The organism is Roseburia lenta (assembly GCF_014287435.1).
Classification (GTDB): Bacteria; Bacillota; Clostridia; order Lachnospirales; family Lachnospiraceae; genus Pararoseburia; species Pararoseburia lenta.
The window spans coordinates 461052-485867 of sequence record NZ_JACOPG010000002.1 but is presented as its reverse complement, the minus strand read 5'-3'; the positions used below and the strand labels follow the sequence as shown (position 1 = coordinate 485867).

At 47.1% G+C, this 24816-nt stretch carries 28 protein-coding genes; 26 read left to right on the top strand and 2 right to left on the bottom strand.

Annotated elements, in window-relative coordinates:
• Positions 1-4 precede the first annotated feature (4 nt).
• The 5 genes from recR (at position 5) to H8R94_RS06300 (ending at position 7039) form a co-directional block, all read left to right on the top strand.
• Positions 5-601 (top strand): recombination mediator RecR, encoded by a 597-nt coding sequence (gene recR / locus H8R94_RS06320; RefSeq protein ID WP_118280478.1) that lies wholly within the window; start codon positions 5-7, stop codon positions 599-601.
• Between the two features lie 92 nt (positions 602-693).
• Positions 694-1872, top strand: a complete 1179-nt coding sequence (locus H8R94_RS06315) for a LysM peptidoglycan-binding domain-containing protein (protein WP_186854173.1) — start codon at positions 694-696, stop codon at positions 1870-1872.
• A 60-nt stretch (positions 1873-1932) separates the two neighbouring features.
• On the top strand, positions 1933-4950 hold the full coding sequence (locus H8R94_RS06310; RefSeq protein ID WP_186854172.1) for a DUF6240 domain-containing protein: 3018 nt from the start codon (positions 1933-1935) through the stop codon (positions 4948-4950).
• A 149-nt stretch (positions 4951-5099) separates the two neighbouring features.
• Positions 5100-6542 carry a flagellin N-terminal helical domain-containing protein gene (locus H8R94_RS06305; protein WP_118535037.1) on the top strand — a complete coding sequence of 481 codons (1443 nt, stop codon included), beginning with the start codon at positions 5100-5102 and terminating at the stop codon, positions 6540-6542.
• Positions 6543-6553: 11 nt separating this feature from the next.
• Positions 6554-7039, top strand: a complete 486-nt coding sequence (locus H8R94_RS06300; protein WP_186854171.1) for a flagellar protein FliS — start codon at positions 6554-6556, stop codon at positions 7037-7039.
• Between the two features lie 68 nt (positions 7040-7107).
• On the opposite strand, the gene H8R94_RS06295 is transcribed toward H8R94_RS06300, so the two are convergent.
• Complete coding sequence (locus H8R94_RS06295; RefSeq protein ID WP_118280473.1) at positions 7108-7320, bottom strand: DUF2508 family protein; 213 nt, start codon at positions 7318-7320, stop codon at positions 7108-7110.
• Positions 7321-7373: 53 nt separating this feature from the next.
• Between H8R94_RS06295 and H8R94_RS06290 the strand changes: the two genes are divergently transcribed.
• The 14 genes from H8R94_RS06290 (at position 7374) to H8R94_RS06225 (ending at position 18350) form a co-directional block, all read left to right on the top strand.
• On the top strand, positions 7374-7622 hold the full coding sequence (locus tag H8R94_RS06290) for a hypothetical protein (RefSeq protein ID WP_186854170.1): 249 nt from the start codon (positions 7374-7376) through the stop codon (positions 7620-7622).
• A 33-nt stretch (positions 7623-7655) separates the two neighbouring features.
• On the top strand, positions 7656-8162 hold the full coding sequence (locus H8R94_RS06285) for an A24 family peptidase (protein ID WP_118280471.1): 507 nt from the start codon (positions 7656-7658) through the stop codon (positions 8160-8162).
• Entirely contained in the window at positions 8159-9178 is a 1020-nt protein-coding gene (locus H8R94_RS06280; RefSeq protein ID WP_118280470.1) for a hypothetical protein, read from the top strand. Before H8R94_RS06285 ends, H8R94_RS06280 begins: the two co-directional genes overlap by 4 nt.
• Positions 9165-10397, top strand: coding sequence for a CpaF family protein (locus H8R94_RS06275; protein ID WP_118280469.1), 1233 nt, complete (start codon positions 9165-9167; stop codon positions 10395-10397). Before H8R94_RS06280 ends, H8R94_RS06275 begins: the two co-directional genes overlap by 14 nt.
• Positions 10388-11083: a type II secretion system F family protein gene (locus H8R94_RS06270; RefSeq protein WP_186854169.1), complete on the top strand. Its 696-nt coding sequence runs from the start codon at positions 10388-10390 to the stop codon at positions 11081-11083. The genes H8R94_RS06275 and H8R94_RS06270 overlap by 10 nt, the downstream gene beginning before the upstream one ends.
• 21 nt (positions 11084-11104) lie before the next feature.
• A complete protein-coding gene (locus H8R94_RS06265; protein ID WP_186854168.1) occupies positions 11105-12388 on the top strand; it encodes a hypothetical protein in 1284 nt (427 codons plus the stop codon).
• Positions 12389-12405: 17 nt separating this feature from the next.
• Positions 12406-12570 (top strand): Flp1 family type IVb pilin, encoded by a 165-nt coding sequence (locus H8R94_RS06260; protein ID WP_118280466.1) that lies wholly within the window; start codon positions 12406-12408, stop codon positions 12568-12570.
• Positions 12571-14058, top strand: coding sequence for a DUF5702 domain-containing protein (locus H8R94_RS06255; RefSeq protein WP_186854167.1), 1488 nt, complete (start codon positions 12571-12573; stop codon positions 14056-14058).
• Between the two features lie 103 nt (positions 14059-14161).
• Positions 14162-14980 carry a TadE family protein gene (locus H8R94_RS06250; RefSeq protein WP_178009471.1) on the top strand — a complete coding sequence of 273 codons (819 nt, stop codon included), beginning with the start codon at positions 14162-14164 and terminating at the stop codon, positions 14978-14980.
• Positions 14981-14995: 15 nt separating this feature from the next.
• Positions 14996-15430: a prepilin peptidase gene (locus tag H8R94_RS06245; protein ID WP_186854166.1), complete on the top strand. Its 435-nt coding sequence runs from the start codon at positions 14996-14998 to the stop codon at positions 15428-15430.
• Positions 15431-15446: 16 nt separating this feature from the next.
• Positions 15447-15674 (top strand): hypothetical protein, encoded by a 228-nt coding sequence (locus H8R94_RS06240; RefSeq protein ID WP_147403360.1) that lies wholly within the window; start codon positions 15447-15449, stop codon positions 15672-15674.
• Positions 15675-15687: 13 nt separating this feature from the next.
• Positions 15688-16830 (top strand): DUF6382 domain-containing protein, encoded by a 1143-nt coding sequence (locus H8R94_RS06235; RefSeq protein WP_178009473.1) that lies wholly within the window; start codon positions 15688-15690, stop codon positions 16828-16830.
• 80 nt (positions 16831-16910) lie between these two features.
• Entirely contained in the window at positions 16911-17912 is a 1002-nt protein-coding gene (locus tag H8R94_RS06230) for an SCP2 sterol-binding domain-containing protein (protein ID WP_118280460.1), read from the top strand.
• Positions 17913-17936: 24 nt separating this feature from the next.
• Positions 17937-18350 (top strand): HIT family protein, encoded by a 414-nt coding sequence (locus H8R94_RS06225; RefSeq protein ID WP_118280459.1) that lies wholly within the window; start codon positions 17937-17939, stop codon positions 18348-18350.
• Between the two features lie 106 nt (positions 18351-18456).
• Here the strand turns inward: H8R94_RS06225 and H8R94_RS06220 are convergent, their stop codons facing one another.
• Positions 18457-19521 carry an undecaprenyldiphospho-muramoylpentapeptide beta-N-acetylglucosaminyltransferase gene (locus H8R94_RS06220; RefSeq protein WP_118280455.1) on the bottom strand — a complete coding sequence of 355 codons (1065 nt, stop codon included), beginning with the start codon at positions 19519-19521 and terminating at the stop codon, positions 18457-18459.
• 147 nt (positions 19522-19668) lie between these two features.
• On the opposite strand from H8R94_RS06220, the gene H8R94_RS06215 reads away from it, so the two are divergent.
• The 7 genes from H8R94_RS06215 (at position 19669) to H8R94_RS06185 (ending at position 24812) form a co-directional block, all read left to right on the top strand.
• A complete protein-coding gene (locus H8R94_RS06215; protein ID WP_118280454.1) occupies positions 19669-19995 on the top strand; it encodes a hypothetical protein in 327 nt (108 codons plus the stop codon).
• Positions 19996-20143: 148 nt separating this feature from the next.
• Positions 20144-21280 carry a cell wall hydrolase gene (locus H8R94_RS06210; protein ID WP_186854165.1) on the top strand — a complete coding sequence of 379 codons (1137 nt, stop codon included), beginning with the start codon at positions 20144-20146 and terminating at the stop codon, positions 21278-21280.
• Positions 21281-21344: 64 nt separating this feature from the next.
• Positions 21345-21524 carry a diguanylate cyclase gene (locus H8R94_RS06205; protein ID WP_178009481.1) on the top strand — a complete coding sequence of 60 codons (180 nt, stop codon included), beginning with the start codon at positions 21345-21347 and terminating at the stop codon, positions 21522-21524.
• Positions 21525-21614: 90 nt separating this feature from the next.
• Positions 21615-22532, top strand: a complete 918-nt coding sequence (locus H8R94_RS06200) for an SPFH domain-containing protein (protein ID WP_178009483.1) — start codon at positions 21615-21617, stop codon at positions 22530-22532.
• Between the two features lie 139 nt (positions 22533-22671).
• Positions 22672-23658 carry an ornithine carbamoyltransferase gene (argF, locus tag H8R94_RS06195; protein ID WP_186854164.1) on the top strand — a complete coding sequence of 329 codons (987 nt, stop codon included), beginning with the start codon at positions 22672-22674 and terminating at the stop codon, positions 23656-23658.
• 24 nt (positions 23659-23682) lie between these two features.
• Positions 23683-24456 (top strand): biotin--[acetyl-CoA-carboxylase] ligase, encoded by a 774-nt coding sequence (locus tag H8R94_RS06190; protein WP_186854163.1) that lies wholly within the window; start codon positions 23683-23685, stop codon positions 24454-24456.
• A gap of 17 nt (positions 24457-24473) precedes the next feature.
• Entirely contained in the window at positions 24474-24812 is a 339-nt protein-coding gene (locus H8R94_RS06185) for a DUF6145 family protein (protein WP_118280448.1), read from the top strand.
• Positions 24813-24816 lie beyond the last annotated feature (4 nt).

Below are 24816 nucleotides of genomic sequence, written 5' to 3'. Positions count from 1 at the left end.
GTACATGGATTATTATAGCAAGCAGATCACAAAACTGATCGCAGAGTTATCTACATTGCCGGGCATTGGTGCAAAGTCGGCGCAGCGTCTGGCCTTTCATATTCTTGATATGCCTACAGAAGAAGTAGAAGATCTGGCAAATGCCATGGTCAGTGCCCGAAAGGGTGTCCACTACTGTAAGCAGTGCTATACGCTGACAGATGATGAGATCTGTCCGATCTGTAGCAATCCTGCCAGAGATCAAAAGGTGATCATGGTCGTAGAGGATACCAAGGATCTGGCGGCATATGAAAAGACCGGTAAATACGAGGGCGTTTATCATGTCCTTCATGGTGCCATATCACCTATGCAGGGGATCGGACCGGCAGACATCAAGTTAAAAGAATTGATGCAGCGTCTGCAGGGAGATGTAGATGAAGTTATCATAGCAACCAATTCCAGTCTGGAGGGCGAGACGACAGCAATGTATATCAGCAAACTGATCAAGCCGACAGGCATCAAGGTATCGCGTATCGCGAGCGGTGTTCCTGTAGGGGGCGATCTGGAGTACATTGATGAAGTGACCCTGCTACGTGCGCTGGAGGGCAGAACAGAGTTATAAGATCATCGGGAGAAATCCCGGTGATTTTTTTGTGTAATTTCTACATTTTTCTTCGCGGGGGTGTGGTAGCGTGAAGAAAAAAGGAGACCGTTATGATAGAAATAGTAAAAGAACCCACACCCGTAGAAAAAGTAGTTGAGGAACCAAGAAATGTAAGACAGATCGGAACTTTGCCAAAAGATGCCCGCGTGTACGTGGAAGATTATGTGTATCGTTTTTTACATGGAAGCAGTCGCCAGAAGAAACGGTATGCTTTTATTTTGCTAGGAGAGATCCGTCAGGGAGGGCCGCAGCCCAATTTATACATAAAAGGCGCTATGGAACTGGAACAGATCAGTTTCGGAGGCGGTATGCCGGTCTTTTCCGAGGATATCTGGGATCGGATATACCGGCAGGTCAGAAATTATTTCCCCCAGTGGAGTATCTTAGGTTGGGCAATGCAGTGCCTGGGCGAGCCGACCCGGATGGAGGACATCCAAAAGATCTGTAGCCGTCATTTTCCGGGGGATCATGGCAATGTCCTATTGTATGATGCCTATGGAGAATGGGAAAAACTTTACATGGATCGCCATGGTATCATGGAGGAGGTAAGCGGATTTTTTGTCTACTATGAAAAGAATACCCTGATGAGTACCTATCTCAGTGAGTATCATGGAAAAAAAGAGCAGATGGCAAAGCGGGCAGATCTGGATGAAATGGATCGTTTCCTTTTGCATGACGAGAAGCGATATGACGAGGAAATCCGGCAGGATCGAGAGGCACTGGCGAGGTATCGGTCTTATATGAATGACCGCAGGGGAAGCGGAAAAAGCCAGATGTCTAAAGTGGCGGTATCGGTTGCCCTGGTCGTTATGATCCTGCTGTCCGGCGTACTCTTTCAAAATTATACCAAGTTAAACGAGATGCAAAAGACGGTCGCGTCACTGGGTGGCAGTAGTGATGATGCCAGCAGCCAGATGATAGAGGAGACCATCAGCAAGGGAGCAGAGGAACTGGCAAAAGCGGATGGATCGCAGGAGGCACAGGACGATAGCGGGGGGAGTCAAACGACCGAAAACGCGACGGCAAGTGCTTCTGCCGAGGCAAATAACAGCACAACGACGAACGTTTATCTGCAGCAGGGCTATTATATTGTAGAACAGGGAGATAAGTTGACGGATATCAGCAGAAAAGTCTACGGAACAGAAGATATGGTCAGCCAGATCTGTCAAAAAAATAATATCGAAAACGGAGATCATATTTGTGCCGGAGATAAATTGCTCCTGCCTTAAAAGGTCAAGTTTTACCCACAGACGACCGAAATATAATACAGCAGATAAAGGAGGCAGTGCATGCAACTGGAGCAGATTGGAAGAAAAGACATCATAGAGCAGGTAGGAAAGGTTGATGGAAAAGCGACTACCACAGATGCCGCGCAAAGTGAGCAAAAGATCGCTAAGGGAAAATTGCGCAGTATCTCGGTCAATAACCCTTTTTACAATAAAAATGATCTGAAAGAAAAGACTATGGCAGAGAAAATGGAAGAACAGTTGGCACAGGGAACGGATGCCAGTCTTTTACATAACCAGATGGCAGTCTATGCCCAGACGACTTCGGGCAAGGACTACGAAAAAATGCAGGAGGAGGGATTTTCTCCTATGCATATGGAAGCACACACCATTGTGACCGTGACAGATCGTATTAAGGTTGCTATGGCAAAAGGCGGTGCGGATATTTCCCGGATGGGCGGTATTTCGGATGCCAAGTTGGAGGCTATGAGTGACAGTGCGGGACAAAAAGTCCAGTTGGAATATGCGCTGGAAAATTCCGATCTTCCGGTGGAGGAGGATACGCTTGCGGCAGGACAGATCGCAATGACCAAGACGCAGGAGATGGATGGTCAACTGTCCTTGGGGGCTGCCTGCTATATGTTAAAAAATGACCTGTCTCCGACTATTGATCATGTCTATCAGGCGTATTTTTCCGGTGGAACGGAAAGTGGGGTGGCAGACGACATGGAGGCTTTGCCAAAAGATCTGCAAGCCCAGTTGGAGACCATGCTTACGGATGCAGGCATGGAGGCTTCCGATGAAAACCTGACTTATTGCAATTATCTGATCAAAAATCAGATTCCGGTCACTACAGAAAATCTGACCTATATGGCAAAGTTGTTAGAACTGCCTTTGGATCAGGAGAGCGGCGCTACAGCAGAACAGATCGCAGATGCCGTAGCAGAAGGCAAGGAGCCGGGGGATGCCATGCTTTTATCGGACTACAGTCTGATGGGGCAGGCAAAAGATCTGTATGCGAAACAGATGAAAGAACTGGATGCGATCACAAGCACGAGACAGATGCAGGAAGCAAGGCTTCTGATGAGTGTGGAGGCGAATTACAGTCTTTTGAAAAAGGGCATTGCGATGGATATCATGTCGATCGAGGAGACGGTAGATGCCCTCAAGTCTTTGGAAGAAGAATATGTAAAGCAGATGCTTTCCGTGGATGATACGGAGCAGACAGCGGAGAATGTTGCCGTTTATCAGGATTACAGAGAGGCACAGGAGACGCTTGGCAGTGCACCGGCAGCATTCTTAGCGCAGATACCGGCAGTGGAGGAAATGACCCTGCGCCAGGTGAGCGCAGAGGCGGGAAAGGTATCTGCCGCATTTGAAAGTGCTGAGAGCCGCTACGAAACGGTCTGGACAGAACCGAGAAAAGATCTGGGAGACTCCATACAAAAGGCATTTGCCAATGTGGATGATATTTTGCAGGATCAGGGCATGGAACTGACCGAGGAAAACCGCCGTGCCGTGCGTATTCTGGCATATAATGAGATGAATCTGACCAAAGAAAATATCCAAAAGGTGCGCCAGTCCGATATGGCAGTGCAGAAAATGTTCCGGGCAATGAAGCCGGCCAGTGTCATGGAAATGATCCGACAGGGGCATAACCCGCTGGATCTGACGGTAAAAGATCTGACCGATCTGGCGGAAGATCTTTCCGGTCAAGGGGAATCCAAGACCGGACAGGACAGCGATGAGTATGCAAAGTTTTTGTGGAAATTAGAGCAGACCGGTGACATCAGTCAGGAGGAGCGCGACAGTTACATTGGCATTTACCGTATGATCTATCAGGTGGAAGCGGGCGATGGTGCCGCGATCGGAGCCTTGATGATGCAGGGAAAAGATGTGACCCTGCGCAATCTCATGACGGCAGTGCGGTCAACCAAACATAGCGGACAGGAATATGCGGTCGATGATTCCTTTGGGCAGGTGGACTCTTTTGACCGGGCATCCCTTTCCATCACTGAGCAGGCAGAGATGGCATTTCAGGCAAATTGCCTGTATGAGGCAAAAGATACCATGACACCGGTCAAGATGAAGCAGTTTGAAAGTCAGGACGCTTACATGGATCTAACACCGGAGCAGTTCAAATCCCAACTGGATATTATTGAGGCAATGCGCTTGGCACCGCAGGAGACATTAAGCGGGCAGGATGCGGCTTATGTTAAGGAAGAAGAAGCGGTCGAGGAGATGGCGCGGGAGCAGACCAGACAAGAGGTGGCAGAGGCATTAAAGAGCGAGGAAGCCGTTTATCAGATGCTTGATAAATATGACCTGCCACAGACACCGGCTTTTCTGAGCAGTATTTCGGAAATGCTTAAGGACCGCAATAGCGTCTATCGCAATTTACAGAGATTTGCTTCCGGTGACAGTCAGGATATATCCGCAAAGCAGATTTCGGATCTGATCGAAGATTTGATCGAGGAATACGGCGAAGCCTGCAAGACACCAAAGGAAATGGCAGATGCCCAGCATAAATTAGAGGAAACCGCAGAGAAGGTCATGAAAAATATGCTGGTGGAAAAAGATGTGACCTCGATCGATGTGCGTGGCATGAAACTTGTCATGACTCAGATCCAGGCATTGGGACAGATGGGAGAGCAGAGCGAGACCTATAATATTCCGATCCTTGTGGAAGACAAACTGGGCAATCTTTCCCTCAAGATCGTGCGTGGAAGCGAGGAGAAAGGTCTGGTCGATGTGGCACTGGATATGGACGAAAGCGGTGCTGTCTCTGCAAGTTTCCGCTATGAAAATGGTCAGATCTCGGGCGATGTGGCTTTTGAAAAGGAGGATATCGCCGGACTGTTTTCAGATCATATGCCATATTTAGCCAATGCTATGCGTGAGGAAACCGGTCTGCCGGTATCTTTTGCTTACGCTGCGGATGCCGGGACCAATGTAGATGATTTCTATGAAAAGGAAGACGCAGATTTTGCTGTGACAAAAGAGCAGGACGCGGTTTCGACCAAGGTCTTATACGGGATCGCGCGGAGTTTTGTAGCAGAGGTGGCAGGACTTTTGTCTTAAGGATGGACCTGCAAAAATCAGCAAGGATCGGTTAAGTTGCAGGGCAGATAACCGATATAAAAAGTGTGACAAAGGATTGTCCGCTTTAAACCCCGCATGGATGCGACAGATGAAAACGAACTGGCAAAGGATAAAGCGAGGTATCAGATATGAAGATCAATAATAATATTTCAGCAGTGATCACAAATAAGCAGTTACTCGGAACGGAGAACAATCTGAGTTCATCTATGGAGAAACTTTCTTCCGGCTTAAAGTTGAATCATGCATCAGATAATCCGTCCGGGATGGCAATCTCCAATAAGATGAAAGCCCAGATCCGCGGATTGGATCAGGCATCACAAAACGCTTCTGACGGTACGTCCGTCATTCAGATCGTGGATGGCGCACTTGGCGAAGTGACCGATATGTTACAGCGTATGCGTGAATTGGCGGTACAGGCTGCCAACGGAACCAACTCACAGAAAGAAAAGGAAGCCTGTCAGTTGGAAATCGCATCTTTGCGTGATGAGGTCGACCGAATCTCCGAGACGACAGAATTTAACACCAAGAGCCTTTTGGATGGCTCTTTGGATGCGCGAGTGTATGCGGACAAAGAAAACCGTGATAATATTTCAAGAATTTATGTCTCTGACAGTGTGGCAGAGGGCACCTATAGTCTGACTGTAGATAAGGCAGCGACCAATGCGACCTATGATACAGGAATCCAGGTAGATGATCTGGTTGGCAAGAACGGACAACTTTCTATCAATGGCTATACCGTCAAGATCACAGATCAGATGACAAAAGAAGAAATCTACACAGCCCTGCGTGATGGGGCAGAGATCGGAGAGTGCACGATCAGCCGGATCGATAAGCCATTGTCCTTTACTTCGACAGCCTATGGATCACATGCATCGGTTTCTTTGATACAGCAGTCAAAAGATGGAGATATCTTTGGCGCAGGCATCCCAAATACGCAGACGAACCCGGATGCAAAAGCCGTTGTGACCACCGGCGATAATGCAGAAGTGACTTTGGATTCAGCAAACAGTGCTTTTGATCCGAGAGCGACCGTTTCCTATGATGGCAATAAGATCACGATCACCAACACAGATGGATTTAATATGAGTTTCCTTTTGGAAGCAGGCTTTGAGGCAGGCGCGACAACAGCAGCCGGAACGACCACTACGGGTGTCATCAATCTGGAAGTGACAGATATCGGCATCATGGATCTGCAGATCGGTGCCAATGAAGGTCAGACCATGCAGGTGCGCATTCCGTCCACTAATGTGGACAGCCTCTATATTGACGATATTGATGTGACGACGGTAAATGGACCGTCAAAAGCCATGGATCGTCTGGATAGTGCCATTTCAACGATCAGCCAGATCCGTTCCCAGATCGGTGCTTATGAGAACCGCCTGGACTATACGGTTGGCAGTTTGGATGAGACGCAGGAAAATATGGAATCTGCCCTGTCCCGTATCGAAGATGTAGATATGGCAGAGGAAATGACAGAGTACACCAAGTACAATGTCTTGCAGCAGGCAGGCACCAGCGTTTTGGCACAGGCAAATGAACTGCCAACACAGGCACTTCAGTTATTGCAGTAAGGATATAAGGTATGACAGCAGAAACAATCGCGACATTTACCAGAAAAATCGTGGCGAGCAATCGTTCAGAATTGATATGTGTATTATATGAGATCTATTTTTCCTATGAACAAGAGGCAATCGAGGCTCTGACAGGGGAAGGAAAAGAGGCAGGAGATACTTATACCAAGGCTTTGCGCCAATGCGGACAGGTGGTCAGACACTTAAAGGATGCCTTAGATTTTTCTTATAAGATTTCCTATTCCCTGTATGCACTTTATGATTTCGCGGAGAGACAGTTGGCGAAAGCCATGTATGAGCAGAAGGTCGAAAGGATCCAAAGTGCAGGGAAGATCATGCGAGATCTGGAAGAATCCTTTGTCCGGGTGGCAAAACAGGATGCCAGCGGACCTATGATGGGAAATGCCCAGCAGGTGACGGCAGGACTTACCTATGGTAAGGGACAGTTGAATGAGTCCATGGGGGCTATGGAAAGCAACCGCGGTTTTTTCGCATAAAAGATAGGAAAAGAGCCTAAGTGATCGTTGGGTCACCTAGGCCCTTTTTGGGTGTGCTATGCAAAGATTTAGAGATTTAACTGTTTTACCTTAGTCAAGAGAAATTTATGCCGCATCTGTACGGCTTTTACCTGATAAATATAGTAATCGATCAGATCGGGATCTGTCATGTACTCTAAATTGGAGTATGCATTGGCAAGGTCGTGCTGTGTCTGAGTCAGATCATCGAGAAGAAGGCGGACCTGCGGGTCTGTCTTTTTTGTATGGGTAAGTAATCGCATAAAATAACCTCACTTTCTATCCCTTTACTCTTTATTACAAAGTATGAGTCAGAATGTTAAATTTATACATACATGAGAAAATTCGTTATTTTTGGGATTTGCCCAAAATGCAAAAAGTAATGGTATCTGCCTATGCAAAATCAGATGCGTGGCTAAACTATACAAAAAATGCCCGCCACACCTGTAGAAAAACAGGGGCTTTTTGGAGCATATGCTTAAAGACAGGTGAAAAAGTTTGTAAGAATTCGACAAATATCAAACAAATCGCAGAGATCATGGACAGAAGGGGATTTATCGTGTAATAATTGTGGGCAAGGAAGGGGAGGTGAGCCAAAATTATTGCATGGGGAGTAGCCATAGTATTTTCATGCGCGGCGGTCTGCACAGATCTTAAGACCACGCGTGTACCCAATGGGTTGATCGTACTTGGTATTTTAGCGGGCGTCATGCTTTCGCTTATGGGGATAAGATCTGGGGGAGTAGTTCTATTTCTGATACGCTTGATCTGGCCGGTGGCACTTTTGTATCCGATCTATCTGATCCGGGGACTGGGTGCCGGGGATATCAAATGCTTTGCAGCATTATCGGTTATACTCGGAAGTCGTCTTGCGCTATCAGTCATCATCTATTCTTTGATCATCGGTGCCGTCATAGGGCTTTGCCGATGGATTCTGAGAGGACAACTGAAAGGCCGTATGTATGGAATGTACGCCGGCTTATGCCAAGTCCTGCTCTACAAGCAAAATTCCGCTTATTTCACAGAAAGAGGAGAAAAACTGCATTTTACCATCTGCATTTTTTTCGCATTGGTAGGATGTCTATTGAGGGAGGGGTTAAAGTGACAAAACAAAGTATCGTTGTATGTGACAGCGATGAAGCATATGTGCGTGCCTTTGCGGCATACCTGATGGAATGTCTTTCGGATGTGACGATCGTCTCGTTTACATCGGAGGAAGCGTTCCTGGCAAGCGAGGCAGTGTATTCGATAGGAATTTTGAGCAAGGATTTCCTAAGTGTCTTAGAGTTTTCCGGCAAAGAAATGGTGCACGAAAAGTTTTATCTGTGTGACGAGATCATTGCAAGCGAATATGAGCATCTGCCTATGGTCTATAAATATCAATCTATGGAGATCGTGGAAGAAATGTTAAAGCGCCTGCAACAGAAAGAGACAAGCAGTTGGTGGCACCGCGCCGGAAAGGAAAAGACACAGTTTATCGGGATCTATTCACCGATCTCACACGAACTGCAATTACCGTTTGCTTTGTCCTTAGCACAGGTCTATCGGGAGAGTGGCAAGGTCTTATTTTTAGACATGGAGGAACTTAGCATTTTACAGATGCTGACAAAGCAACAGGGAAACCGGAGTTTTGTCGATCTGCTTTATCTGATGACCCGACAGGAGGCGGGCGGCGAGGACATTAGAGCCTATACCAACTGTTTTATGGGGGTGGATTATGTCAGTCCGTTTGCAGGACCGGAGGAAATGGCGGATGTGGAAAAGGAAACCTGGGTGGCGTTTTTTCAGCAGTTGATGGCAAGTGATTATGATACGGTGGTGCTGTTGTTTGGCAGGACTATCCGAGGCTTTCAGGAAATCATATCGGGCTGTCAGGAACTGATCGTTCTGGGAAAACCCGGAGACTACTACCGGATGAGTCAGGGAAAATTTGTAGAATACGCCGAGAACCATTACACGGGAGTGCAGGTACATGAGGTCCTGCTTCCTATGTCCGCAGGTAATCTGGTAGATGGTACCTATGCGGTGGAAGAACTCATCCAGGGCAATCTTGGCATGTTTGTACGTCGGATGATTCGCCAGGGTGTCATGGCACAGGGACTGGCTTATGGCATCGGTTGAAAAACGCATACAGGAGGAGATCTTACGGGATCTGGATATGACGCGGGAGATTTCAGATGAGGAACTCTTAGGCATCATTCGGCAGAAAATTTGTGATGTTGGAAAGGGGGAATATCTATCCATAGCCTATCGCATGGAATTGGAACACCGGATCTTTTACGGCCTGCGTCGTCTGGATGTTCTGGAAGACCTGTTGGCAGATGATACGATCACGGAGATCATGGTAAACGGGCCGGATCAGATCTTTATTGAAAGAAATGGCTGCCTGGAGGAGACCAAGTATCATTTTTCTTCCAACGAGAAGTTGGATGATGTGATCCAGCGGATCGCGTCTGCCAACAATAAAATGGCGAATACATCACATCCGATCGTAGATACCAGACTGGCAGACGGATCGCGCGTGAATATGGTCCTGGCACCGATCGCGGTCGATCATAGTGTCCTTTCCATCCGAAAATTCCCAAAAGAGCAGATCACGATGGAAAAGTTGATCGCCTGGCAGGCTTTATCACAGGAAGCAGCAGACTTTATCTGTCAACTGGTGCAGAGCGGATACAACATTTTTGTATCGGGAGGAACAGGCTCGGGCAAGACAACCTTTTTAAATGCCATGTCCGAATTTATCCCAAAGGATCAGCGCGTTATCACCATAGAGGATTCGGCAGAATTGCAAATGTCGTCGGTTCCCAATCTGGTTCGTCTGGAGGCGAGGGATGCCACCATGGAAGGAAAACTACAGGTCTCTATTCGCGACCTGGTCAGGACTTCGCTTCGTATGCGCCCGGATCGCATTGTTGTGGGGGAGTGCCGCGGTGTGGAAGCCATCGAAATGTTGCAGGCATTTAATACCGGGCATGACGGAAGTTTTTCGACCGGGCATGCAAATTCGGCAAAGGATATGTTGAGCCGATTGGAAACTATGGCACTGGGGGCAGGCGAGATACCGCTGGTGGCATTGCGTTCGCAGATCGCTTCGGGGGTGGATCTGATCATTCATTTGGAGCGTATGCGTGATGGCAGCCGCAAGGTGCGGGAGATCGTCGAGGTGCTGGGAGTCGAGCAGGGGGAAATACAGTTACAGCCGATTTTCTCTTTTGAGGAAAAGGGGAGTGGAGAGAAGGTGAAGGGCGCATGGATACTCAAAAACAAAATGCAAAGAGATCAAAAGTACAGACGATCTGTAGGACAGGTGAAAGAAAAAAGCCCTTGGTGGAAGTGAGTATCGCTGTTCTTCTGACCCTGCTTGTGGCGTGGATCTTCTACAATGCATGGTACGGCTTACTCTGGTTTCCGGTGGTATATCTTTTGTCCAGCCGTATTTATCGGGAGGAAAAACAGGCGAAAGAAGGGCAAAGGAAGAACCGGGCTTTTAAGGAGTTATTGGAATTGCTTTCCGGTTTTTTACAGTCAGGCATGTCACTGGAAAACAGTTTTTTGCAGGCAGAAGGGCAACTTGCCATGTTAGGGGAAGATGGCAAGGACATGATCTATGCCCTACACCAGATGAATCAGAAAGTAAAGGTCAATATTGCAGTAGAGCAGGCATACATGGAGCTGGCAGAACAGATGGACCTGGAGGAGGCTTGTGATTTTGGCGAGATCCTCTTATTTGCCAAGAGATTGGGAGGAAACTATGGGAAAAATATTCAGAGGACCGCCACAAAGTTAGGGGAGAAGATGAGTTTACAGGAGGAGATAACGACGATGATGGCGCAGAAGAAGTTGGAGATGAAGGTTATGCTTGTGATCCCACTTGCTATCATTGCCTATGTACGCCTGACATCTGCAGACCTGCTTGCCGTTTTGTATGGCAATCTGGCAGGAGGCCTGATCATGAGTGTCTGTCTGGTGGTCTATGTCCTGATGGCATTGTGGAGTCGGCGTATTATGGATATTGTGATCTGAAATGATGGGGAGTATGTGGTTATGGTGCAGACAGTGATCGTAAGTCTGATCTGTCTTTTGACGTTTCTCTTATGGAAAAGAAAAAAGAGAAAGGAGAGGTATGAAAAATATAAGCGTGCAGTGCTTCTTTTAGGGATCATGGAACTGATGGGGCTCATGCTCAGTCTGCAGCAGTGGTATGAGGCAGGATGGGGATTTAGCGGAAGGCTGGCGCGGGAGGATATGGGACAAGGATCTTATAGAGAAGAACTGGAACTTTCATCTTCTGTTTACAGCGGTAGTCTTGAGGTTGAGGTAGAAGATAAATGGCCGGATCAAAAAGAAGCAGAAAAGAAGATCAAGGATGCCATAGCAGAGATCGATGCGACTTTTTTGGCAGAAAACGAATCGCTGGATCAGATCTATAGGGATGTGCAGATATCGGAGGTTTATCAGGATGGTCAGGTCGAGGCGGATTGGAGTTTTGATGACTACACCTATGTGTCGGCGGATGGCAAATTAAAGACCGAGGAGTTGGAGGAAGATACTTTGGTGGGGGCAAGTGTTCTTTTGTCCTGTGGTCCTTATCAGGAGATCTATGATTTTTCCTTTTGCCTGTGTCCGAGTCCTGCGGACAGCAAAGAGGGGCTTTTGCGCCAGATCCAAAAGAGCATCCGAGACCAGTCCCGAGAGAGCGGGGACATAGTCCTGCCGGAGGAGGTGGCAGGTATTGCCCTGCACTGGAAAAAGGCAGGAAATGGGGATGGAGCCCTATTGTCCGTATTAGGATTGCTTGTATGTTTTCTTTTGCCCTATGGAGACAGGAAAGAAAGGGAAAGGCAGAGGGCAAAGATACGGCGGGAGCGAAAGAAAGATTATCCCTTGGTTGTAGATGAACTGGCATTATTTTTATCTGCCGGTATCACCTTGCCGGAAGCCGCCCGTAAGATGACGGAGGCTTATGAAAAAAGAAAGAAGCGGACAGGGAAAGTCCAGGCAGGATTTGAGTTATGGAAACTTTTTTCTTATGAAATGCGTGAGGGCGTGCAGGAAGGAGAGGCGATCGCGCATATGGGGATGCGGAGTGAGTTGAAAGAGTACAAGAAACTGGCACTTTTGCTGGAACAGAACAGGCGGCAGGGCAGTGAAAAACTTGTGCAGCAGTTGGAAGAAGAAAATCTGCTGGCATATGAGATGCGCAAGAATCAGGCAAGAAAGGCGGGAGAAGAAGCATCCGTCAAGTTGCTTTTTCCTATGCTGGGGATGCTGGGGATCGTCATTACGATCCTTCTATTGCCAGCCATGATGACAATGGGAAGTTTGTAGAAAGAGGAGAAAAGTATATGAGGATAAAAGATTTTTTGATGGAAGAAGATGGCGTGGGTGTGGTAGAAGTGATCCTGATCCTGGTGGTTCTGATCGGGCTGGTGCTGATCTTTAAGAAACAGATCACGGAACTGGTAAACAGTATCTTTAAGACCATCAACAAGGAAGCAGGAAAAGTATAAATGAGACAGGGGAGTCTTACCATATTTTTCAGTATGATCCTTTTGAGTTTATTTAGCCTGTTTTTTTCTATGGTCGAGACCTTGCGTATCTATGAAATGCGTCTGGAAAGCAGGAGTGTGACAAAAATCGCCATGGCAAATGCTTTTTCGGAATATCAGCCCTATCTATGGAAAACATACGGGATCCTGGCATTGGACGTCGGCTATGGAACAGAGGATTTTGATCTGGCACATATCGAAAAGCGTTTGTCGGATTTTGCATGGGAAAATTGCTTGGGATCAGAAAAGGAACATGGACTGGAACTGTTTTCGATCGAGCCGGAGCAGGCAGAGGTCACAGCCTATGGACTGCTGACAGATGATGAGGGAGCAGCCCTGATCTGTCAGGGGGCAGAAGTAGCGCGACAACAGATCCTACAGGGCATTTGGGAGACATGGGATTCCAAGTATGGGCAAGTGGCGGATGACAGAGAAGTCCCGGATGTTGGGCAGATTGTTGCGCAGGCGAAAAAGGGGATAGAGGTAGCCAAAGAGCAAAAGACAGAAGAAGGCTCTGCTGGGAATGAACAGGTGGCAGAAGATCAAATGAGTTCCACCCCGGTAGAAAAAGTCCGGGAAAATCCGCTGGAATTGTTTTCACAGATCAAAGAGCAGGGATTGTTGAGCTTGGTGCTTAAGGAGCAGGCGGTTTCGGAGAAGACGCTAGCGACAGCGATAGGGCTGGAAGAACGCTTGCTGTGTCAGGGAAGCGGGGAAAAGAGGAGAGAAGTCTCCGGGTACGACCGGATATGCTTTGACTGGTATGTCTTGCAGGAGTTTTCACACTTTGACCGGGAGGTGTCTGCGGATCGTGCGCTTTCTTATGAAGTGGAGTATTTGATCGCAGGAAAGGCAAGTGATCGAGAAAATTTAGAAGCAGTCGTATTACGCTTGCTTGCCATGCGGGAAGTACAAAATGCTGAGGTCATACTGACGGATCCTACTATGATGGGACAGGCATATGAGATTGCACTTGCATTGGCAGGGGCTAGCGTCAATCCTGCGCTGGTGCAGGTAGTGCAGGTTGCTGTTGTGGCAGTGTGGGCATTGGTTGAGAGTATATTGGACTTGCGTGCCCTGCTGGATGGAAAGAAGATCCCGATGCATAAGACCAGAGCACAGTGGAAAAGCCAGTTGGGGGTTTTGCAGACGGCATTGGATGGAGGGGAAGATACGTCGGTGCAAAAGGGGATTGGTTATCAGGAGTATTTATTTGCCCTGCTTGCCCTTTTGCCGCAGAAGAAATTGGCGTATGGCTGTATGGATCTGATGGAAGCCTCCATGCAGCAGCAGGAGGATTATGCCTATGTCAAAATGGATCATATGGTCTATACCATGGATATTTCCTGCTCTTTTACAGGTCAGGGTCTCTTTGATGCCTTCCTGCCCATGCAGCCCCTCTGGGTAGATCTATACAGATCCGAATGTCAGGAAACTTTATATTACTAAACAGGAAAGGAGGTGTAAAAGGGTGTCTCTTTCTCAAATGTGTTTCCGTGTTGCGGCGGAAGCAATCCAGAGTAACGAACCTTTTATTCAAAATCAATCTAGTATGAAATCTCTTCAAAATAGCAGAAAAAAGTTATTCTTTTCTTCAGACCTTAATCCAAATAAAGAGACACCCTTTTGCATCTCCTATCAAGGAAGTTACACGATCGAGGCGGCGCTGATCCTGCCACTTATGATCAGTGCATGTATTTTCATTCTGTTTTTTCTTCGCATTGCCATGGTACAGATCGGTGTGAACCGCAGTATGGAAGAAGTCGCCGGGAAGACAGCAATCTGCGGAGAGCAGGATGCGGTCGGGCTGTCGGGACTGGTGCTGGCGTGCAATGCCAGAATGAAAATGATCGGTACACCGACATCTTATATCCGAGGGGGAATTTTAGGGATCTCTTATGATAAGTCGTCCGTAGAAGATAACTATATCACACTGGTGGCAGAGTATGGGATCACCTTTCCTATACGGATCTTTGGGACTTACCACTGGAACATGGAGTCTAAGACAAGTTGGCGAAAGTGGATCGGTTGGGACCCGGAGGAAGATGGGGATGGTCATGGCTATGTCTATGTAACAAAAGAAGGCAGTGTTTATCACGAGCGGTATGACTGCACCTACCTGCATCCATCGATTCATGCGGTGGCTGTCAAAGAACTGGATGCATACAGAAATACAAGTGGTAATCGTTATAAGATATGTCGCAGTTGCAAGAGTGGAAAAAAGAAAGAGGGAACTGTGTATATTACCGACTATGGGGACAGTTATCACAGCAAATTGTCTTGTGGTGGATTGAAACGGACAATTTATCGTAAGCGTAAGGAAGATGTTCTCATGCTGGCAGGATGTAGTAAATGCAGTATGGGAAAGTAGCAAAGGGGGAGAAGTATGAAAGTTATGGGATTGGTAGGGATGCTTAGTATCTGTAGTGTGGAGGATCTGTGGAAACGGCAGATCCATCTGGTTGTGATCAGTGCATTTGGGATCTTAGGTGTTTTGCTGCATTTTTATGATGGCAAGCAGACCGCGCTGGATATGTGCGGCGGTATGCTGGTTGGCATTGTGCTGTATCTGCTCAGTATTTTTTCACACGGAAAAGTAGGGAAAGGGGATGCCTTTCTGGTGACATCCATGGGCGTCTATCTGGGATTTTGGGACAATATGACGGTGCTTTGGATGGCATCTATCATGGCGGCGATCTTTGGCATCGTGGTCTGTATCTTTTTTGGAAAGAAGAAGGATGAGAGCCTGCCTTTTGTGCCATTTTTACTGGTCGCATATCTCTTGTTTTTGATTCTGGGCGCGACAGCGGCAAATATTTGAAAGCGGGGAGCAAGGAATGGTAAGTGAAAGGGTGAAACGCCCCAGAATGTGGCTGGCGGCATCTTATACGGTGGAAGCCTCCTGGGTAATGGCAATCTGTCTGGGCATCGTCTGTATGCTGATCCTTTTGGGATACGAGGTTTATCATGAGGCACTGGTATTTGCCAGAGATACAGTGTGTGAAATGGATGTGGTCACATCTTTTCGGAAAGCAAAATTGCTGATGCAGAGCGTTGGCAGGTAGGGGAGGATGAGAAATGGAGATTAGTTATAAAAGAACACATAAAGAAAGTTATATGATCATTTCAACAGAGGAGTATGTATCGGATTATGAAGAACAGATGTTGAAGGAAAATGAGATCCGGTCGCTCTTGTCTTTTTATACCATGGAAATGAACGGCAGAATACAATTCTGGTACGACATTTCCGGCAAACAATCGCTAAAAGACTATCTGCAACAAAAAGAAGTGACTTATGAGAGTATGGAGGAGGTCTTTTTATATCTGGCAATGGCGTATGAGGAGATCCATAAATATCTTTTGCACGAGGACAAGGTGTATCTGTGCCCGGAGACTGTCTATGTGGCAAGACAGGGACAGTTTCGGGTTTTTCTCTGTTATTGTCCTTTTGAAAACTTTGATGAAAATCCGTTTGCTGCCCTGATGGAATATGTCCTGACGATCGTGGATCATGGGACAGATGATCTGATGCGCACCTGTTATGAAATGTATGATATGACTTTACAGGATGGAACGACCTTATATGACCTTTTGCATTATCTGCAAGAACAAATGGAGGGCATGCGCTATATAGAGGAAAAATCAACGATTGCTTACGAGGAGTCGGAAATTCCCTCGTATAATGAAGATGTGCCCCCTATGGTAGAAGAAAAGGAGAGGATGGTGCCGGAGGAATCTGTCTATTACGAAAGCAGTTACGAGAAAATTCTGCAGACTATCCGGGCAAAGGGGCAACACATCAAGGAATTGATCCTGTCCTGGTTTGCACAGAATCGGGAAGTACACGGTGGAAAGAAGGATGTTCTCATAGAACCGGAGCCGATCCCGGTGGAACGAACGGTTCTTCTGCATGAAAAAGCGGCATCCTGTCAGGGACAATTATTGTATCAGGGAAATGGCGGAGAAGAAGATTTTTTCATCAGGGAAAAGACCTTTCGCATTGGTACGGATGCATCCGGCAATGAGGCGCAGTTGCACTCATCGGCGGTCAGCCATCAGCATGCCCGGATCATACGCCAGGAGAGAGAGTTTTACATTGAGGATCTGAATTCGACCAATGGCACATTTGTCAATGGTGTCATGCTGGCTTATACCCAAAAGAAAAAACTGGAGCCTATGGATCGTGTTACCTTCGCGGATGTGGAGTATTTGTTTGTTTAAAGATTGCGTTTGACTAAGAAAAAGAGGTTATTTATAATAAAAAAGTAATTGATGAGCGATAAGTAAGAGCAGAGGTTTTTATGAAGGTCAATATTTATTATGGTGGACGAGGCGTATTGGACGATCCGACGCTTTACGTTATTCAAAAAATGGAAAGCGTACTGATAGAACTTCGGGTAGAGGTACATCGGTATAACATATATGAGCAGAAAAACGCCATTTCCATGTTGCCACAGACCTTAAAGGATGTGGATGGCATTATTCTGGCGACGACCGTGGAGTGGCTGGGGATCGGCGGATATATGAACCAATTTCTGGATGCCTGCTGGCTCTATGGCGATAAGGAGAGTATTTCTTCTATTTACATGCAGCCGGTTGTGATGTCTACGACCTATGGAGAGCGTGAAGGTGCTTTGACCTTGGAAAATGCATGGGAGATCCTGGGTGGTCTGCCTTGTGCCGGATTGTGTGGTTATGTCGAGGATATCGTGAGTTTTCAGGTCAATCAGGAATATGCCCACATCATTGAGAAGAAGGCAGAAAACCTTTACCGCACGATCTCGCAGAAGTCCAAAGGGCTTCCGACCAGTAATCAGGCAGTCACAAGAAGTATTCTTCGTACCCAGCAATTAGAACTGACCCCGCAGGAGAGCGAGCAGTTATCACAATATGTGTCAGATGACAATTATGTCAAGAAGCAGAAGCAGGATATTGAGGAGTTATCCAGCATGTTCCGTGGTATGATGGGCAAGGAGGCGCAGGAGTCAGCAACCGAGTATATCATGGAATTTCAGTCACATTTTGCACCGCAGCCGGATTTCTCGGCACGCTACCTCTTTATGATCGGCGGTAAGAAAAAGCCTTTGTTTGTTGGTGTGGATGGCGATGAGATCGTCTGCCATTATGGACAGGAAGAGGAGATTGATGTGTACTTAAAAGTGCCGCAGGAGATCATGGATCAACTGGTGCGTGGGCAGATGACATTCCAGAGAGCCTTTAGTGTGGGAGATCTGACGACCAAGGGTAACTTCAAGACACTTCGTATGTTAGATGATATTTTTACTTTTACACAGGACAAGTAAGTAGTAGATAAAGGAGATGCGAAAATGAGAGACGACAACTGTATTTTTTGTAAGATTTTAAATGGAGACATTCCATCCAGAGTAGTTTTTGAGGATGCGGATTTTCAGGTTATCATGGATGCGGAGCCTGCAACCAAGGGACATTGCCTGATCCTGCCAAAAGATCATTATGCCAATGTATTTGAAATGCCGGATGAGGTGGCGGCTAAGGTGCTTCCGACCGCAAAAAAAGTGGCAGCGCATTTAAAAAAGACTCTGCACTGCGATGGCATTAATCTTGTGCAGAACAATGGGGAAGCCGCAGGACAGACAGTGCATCACTTTCATATGCATGTGATTCCGCGCTACGAAGGCGGCAATGCAAAGGATGTCACATGGAGCCACAGTGAGTTTAGTGCTGAGGAGTTGGATAAGATTCGCGACCAGATCCGGATGTAGTAGTAGATAAGGCAAAAAGAAAAGATGTTTCTACGGCATGGGAAAGAGACTTCCCATCTTGTAGAGACATCTTTTTATATAATAGATAATTTTCTGATTTTGGGATTTAGCGGCTGACTTCCTCGATCAAGCCCATAATGGTCTCAATCGCGTTCATTTGCCCGCTGTTTTTCATAGCATCGATATATTTGCTGCGATGTGCCATGACATCATCAATGGTTGCCATAAGTTTTTCGGATGTGACTTCTTCTTCCTCAAGTACCGCAGAAAAGCCCTGCTTTGCAAAGGAATTGGCATTTAAGATCTGATCGCCACGGCTGGCATTTCTGGATAGTGGGATCAGGATGTTTGGTTTATGTAGTGCCAGAAGTTCACAGATGGAATTGGCACCGGCTCTTGCAACAACGAGGTCCGCGGCTGCAAAAAGATCCGGGAGGTTCTCACTGATATATTCAAACTGTGCATATCCTTTTTTATCCTTGAGGGACTCATCGATATTTCCCTTGCCGCACAGATGGATGATCTGGTATTTGGTCAGCAGGGTATCAATGCATCCACGGATGGCATTGTTGATATAGACGGATCCGATGCTGCCGCCCATGACCATGAGGATAGGCAGGTCGCCGGTAAATCCGCAGAAATCTTTGGCTGCCTGCTTATTGCCGTGTAAAAGTTCCTGACGGATCGGAGATCCGGTAAGGACGGCTTTTTCTTTTGGCAGATAAGGCAGTGTTTCCGGGAAATTGCAGCATACCTTGGTAGCTGATGGCATCGCAAGTTTGTTTGCCAGACCCGGGGTCAGGTCGGATTCATGGATGATGACCGGGATATGTCTTGTCTTGGCTGCCATAACGACCGGCACAGAGACAAAACCACCTTTGGAAAAGACAACATTGGGACGGATCCTTCCCAGCAGGCGTCTTGCCTGAAAGAAGCCGTGAAGCACACGGAAAGGATCGGTCAGGTTTTTCCAGGAACGATAACGGCGGAACTTGCCGGAACTGATACCATAGTAAGGGATCTTCTTATCCTCGATCAATCCTTTTTCAATACCTTCGTAGGAACCGATATAATGGATCTCATATCCATCTTTTTGTAAAGAATCAAACAGAGCAATATTGGGCGTTACATGTCCTGCGGTACCGCCACCTGTCATAACTATTTTTTTCATAAAAAACTCCTTTATTCTAATCTATATCAATCTTACCTTGCTTTTGCTAATTGTCAAGATGGTGACTGTCTACTTTTTACGTCATTTTTTGCAGACAAAGGCTTGTACCATTTTATATAGGAAGAAAAGCAAGAGGAGGAAGAATAGGTGGATATGACATGGCTGGAAAAATTAGCGGGAGCAGAGGGCTGGATCGGGTTGGGACTTTTGGCTTTACTGGTCCTGCTTTTGCTGATCTTTATCATTCGCTTTTCACGTTTTGCAAAAAAGTGTGAGCAGGCGGCAGGACAGATCCAAGTATATGTGCAGGATGTGCTGGGAGACTATGAGGAGACAGGCGAGGCGGCAGAAAAAAAGCCTTGGGCGACAGGGGAAGATCCCATCATAAGAGAGAAGAAAGAGGAAACGGATGCCATGACACCTGCGGAGCAGGAAGCCCTTTTACAGGAGATGCTGGGAAACCTTTTGGGATGAAAAATGAACAAAACTTGACAAAGTGAGGCGACTTTGTTATAATTTGTAATAAATTTGTAACAAATGTAACAAATTTTGTATAAAGTATCATAGAAATGCAATACTTGATATATAGATAGTATTACATGAATATGGAGGAATTATTTATATGAATTATAATTGGAAGAAGCGCGTTGCGCAGGGAACAGTGGTTGCTTTGGCAGTGACGGCGATGAGTACGACTACCGTACTTAGTCAGCCCAAAGAAGCGACAGACACTGTGAGCGGCTATCGTACCGCCGGTATTGTCCAGGCAGTAAGTACGATGGAAGCAGGTGCGTATGCGACTGCCAATGTCGTAGGTTCTCAGGTAACCGTAGTTGCTTCCGCAAATGAGCAGGCACAGGTCGCATATCCTGAGTGGCAGGATCGCCTGATGGCAAATGTGGATGAGTTCTTGTATGTGAGAGCAACCGCAAGTACAGATTCTGACATTGTCGGTAAGATGTATAAGGGCGATGTGGCAGAGGTTACAGCGACGGAGGGCGACTGGTATCAGATCACATCCGGCAATGTGAATGGCTATGTGCTCGGTGAGTATTGTCTTACCGGTGATGATGCACATGCACTGGCAGAAAGCGTCTGCAAGACCTATGCAAAGGCAAAGGAAGGCGGTATCCGCGTCCGTAGCGAGGCAAGTGCTGAGAGTGCGATCTATACCGTGATGGCGGTAGGCGATTCGCTGGAAGTAGATACGCAGGCTACGCCGGTAGATGGCTGGGTGTCCGTAAGCACCAAGGCTGGTACCGGATATGTCAGCAGTGATTATGTGGATGTCAGCATTGATTATGGAACAGCCATTACGATCGAAGAAGAACAGGCAGCCATTGCAGCAGCCAAAGCTGCAGAAGAAGCAGCGGCAGCAAAGGCACGCGCTGTGACCGTACAGAATCAGGCAGTGGCAGCATCTTATGATGATACGACACTTTTAGCAGCCCTGATCCAGTGTGAGGCAGGCAATGAATGCTATGAAGGTCAGGTAGCCGTTGGTGCGGTGGTATGTAACCGTGTCCGCAGCGGTGGTTATCCAAGTTCTGTTTACGGTGTTGTATATCAGAGCGGACAGTTTACACCGGCAGCGAGCGGATCTGTAGCATCCGTAGCGGCAAGTGGTCCAAAGGCATCCTGTATGCAGGCAGCGCAGGCAGCCCTTGCAGGAACGGACAACACAGGCGGAGCATTGAGTTTTAGACCGGTCAGCAGTGGACGCGGCGGCGTTGTGATCGGCAATCACGTATTTTTCTAAATTAAAATATGCAAAGCAAAAATCCCTTTTTAACATGGAATCATGTTGGAAAGGGATTTTGTCATTGTTTTGTCCTATATCCGGACTTTGGAGGAGAGATTACAAATTAAGTCTTGGCGCATCCTTCTATCGTCAGAAAGAGCAGATGAGTTTCGATCGCCTGTATCAGGAGGCGGATCAGGCAATGTACGCCAGCAAGAAGCAGGCAGGATTTGCTATGACAATTTATCATACAGTAGAATAGTAGACATAATCGCAAATTTGTTGCGCTATTAGCACAGATAGGGTACTATAAGATGGTAGCAAAGAATAAAATGCATATGGGAGGTAGTTTATGGTAGTAGTTATCATTTTAGTCGTGGTGATCTTGTTGCTGGTTATTTCTTGCGTCAAGGTTGTACCGCAGGCACATGCTATGGTTATTGAGCGTTTGGGCGCTTATCTTACGACCTGGCCGGTAGGACTCCACTTCAAGGTGCCGTTTATTGATCGTGTGGCACGCAATGTCAACTTGAAGGAGCAAGTAGTTGATTTCCCGCCACAGCCTGTTATCACCAAGGATAATGTTACAATGCAGATCGACACGGTCGTATATTATCAGATCACAGATCCAAAGTTGTATTGCTATGGTGTTGAAAATCCGATCATGGCGATCGAAAATCTGACAGCGACGACACTGCGTAATATCATTGGTGATCTGGAACTCGACGAGACATTGACATCCAGAGAGACCATCAACACAAAGATGCGTTCTGCCCTGGACGTTGCAACAGACCCATGGGGTATCAAGGTCAACCGTGTTGAGTTAAAGAACATCATTCCACCGGCGGCCATCCGTGATGCCATGGAAAAACAGATGAAGGCAGAGCGTGAGCGAAGAGAAGCTATCCTGATCGCGGAAGGTGAGAAGAAGTCAACCATCCTGATCGCCGAAGGTAAAAAAGAGTCTGCCATTCTCGACGCTGAGGCAGAGAAGCAGGCACAGATCTTAAAGGCAGAGGCTGTCAAGGAAGCAACCATTCGCGAGGCAGAAGGTCAGGCAGAAGCCATTCTCAAAGTCCAGCAGGCGAATGCAGACGGTCTGCGTTTCTTAAAGGAAGCCGCTGCGGATGATGCTGTTTTACAGTTAAAGAGTTTAGAGGCATTTGCCAAGGCAGCAGATGGCAAGGCAACCAAGATCATCATTCCGTCTGAGATCCAGGGAATGGCAGGTCTGGTCAAGTCCATCACAGAAGTGGCAAAGGAAGAGTAGAACATTTTCTATCGGAAATGAAAAGAGGCGGTCGCAGGCGCGGCTGCCTTTTCTTTTTTCCTTGCACAAGAGGGAAAAAGGAAATATAATACAATGAGAAAAAAGTGGGTAAAAATTAGGATAAAGGAGATCGATACATATGAATCTGTCAGGCAGAAATTTTTTGAAACTTTTAGATTATAGCCCGGAGGAGATCCGTTATCTCATTAATCTTTCAAAAGAATTGAAGGACAAGAAGAAAAAGGGGATCGCGCATGATGAATTAAAGGGCAAGAATATTGCCTTGATCTTTGAAAAGACCAGCACCAGAACCCGTTGCTCTTTTGAGGTGGCAGCGCATGATCTGGGTATGCATGTGACTTATCTGGATCCGTCCGGCTCCCAGATCGGTAAGAAGGAGAGCATCAAAGATACGGCAAGAGTACTCGGCAGGATGTTTGACGGTATTGAGTATCGCGGATATGGGCAGGAGATCGTAGAGCAGCTGGCAGAGTATGCAGGTGTTCCGGTATGGAATGGACTGACCAATGAATTTCATCCGACACAGATGATCGCAGATATGCTGACCATTGAGGAAAAGTTTGGCAAGTTGGATGGGATCAAGTTTGTTTATATGGGCGATGCCCGCTACAACATGGGCAATTCCCTTATGGTGACCTGTGCAAAACTGGGCATGGATTTTGTTGCATGCACCAATAAAAAGTATTTCCCGAATGAGGCATTGGTCTCAGAGTGCCGTGCCATTGCAGAAAAGACAGGGGCATCCATCACTTTGACAGAGGATGTGGCAGAAGGCTGTAAGGATGCTGACGTGATCTATACGGATGTGTGGGTTTCTATGGGCGAGCCGACCGAGGTCTGGGAAGAACGTATCCATGACCTGCTTCCATATCAGGTCAATGCCAAGGCACTTTCCTATGCCAAGGACACAGCCATCTTTATGCATTGCCTGCCGGCTTTCCATGATCTGGATACGACAGTCGGTAAAGAGATCCATGAAAAATTCGGTTTGACCGAGATGGAAGTGACCGATGAGGTCTTTGAAAGCAAGCAGTCTGTTGTTTTTGACGAGGCAGAAAACCGTATGCATTCCATCAAGGCGATCATGTATGCGACTTTAAAATAAAAGGATAAGAGAGCAAGACAGCATATGATACAGATGAGACATGAGTATTTAGAGAGTATTGATTCTACCAACAATGAGATCAAGCGCCGTGCGGTAGCCGGCGAGACGGAAGGGCTTGTCATTTCTGCCGGAAAGCAGACGGCAGGCAGGGGCAGGAGCGGACACCAGTGGGAGACACCGGCGGACATTTCGATCGCCACATCGCTTTTGCTGCGACCGACGGTAGCCATAGACCACCTCAGCAGTCTTACTCTGGTGGCTGCAGTGGCGGTGCGACGCGCCATTGAAGAACTTTATGGTATCGAGACCTGGATCAAGTGGCCCAATGATGTCATCATCCATGGCAAAAAGGTCTGCGGTATTCTGACAGAGATGAGTGCCAGCGAGGGCAAGGCAGAATATGTTGTAGTCGGCATCGGGGTCAATGTGCATCAGACTTCTTTTTCCGAGGAATTGGCGGACAAGGCAATCTCTGTGGATATGGCGCTTAAAGAGCAGGATCCTTTTGGGGCAAAGCGGGGCGACTGTAAAGAACTGACCTACCGCATCTGGCAGGAGTTTGCCCTTTTGTATGAGGCTTTTTGCATGACAGAAGATCTGTCTATCATCATGGAAGAATACAATCGTTTTCTGATCAACCGCAATGCCAAGGTGCGTGTACTGGATCCAAACGGCGAATGGGAAGGTATTGCGCGTGGTATCGACGAATCGGGCAAACTTCTGGTAGAGACCAAGGAGGACCTGCGGCAGGTGGATTCCGGCGAGGTCTCAGTCCGGGGTGTCTATGGCTATGTATAGAAAGGAACATTCGATAGATGAATGACGAAATCGTACTTTGTGGGGCAAGTTCCTACAATAAAAAATATTACTTTAATGAGCAGTTTTCTTCTCTGCCACAGGGGATACAGGACGAGTTGCACATTATGTGCGTGCTCTTTACGGCAGATGTCGGAGGTGTCCTGCAGGTTGTCTTTGATGAGGACGGCTCCCTGCAGTTGCGCACACAGACAGAGGAGGATGATATCCTCTATGATGAGATTGGTAGCGTTTTAAAGATCAAGCAGTTGCAGAGAGAAAAGGAAGAATTGTTTGAATCGCTGGAAATGTACTATCGTGTCTTTTATCTGGGAGAGGCATACGAAGGCGAGGAGTAGGAGA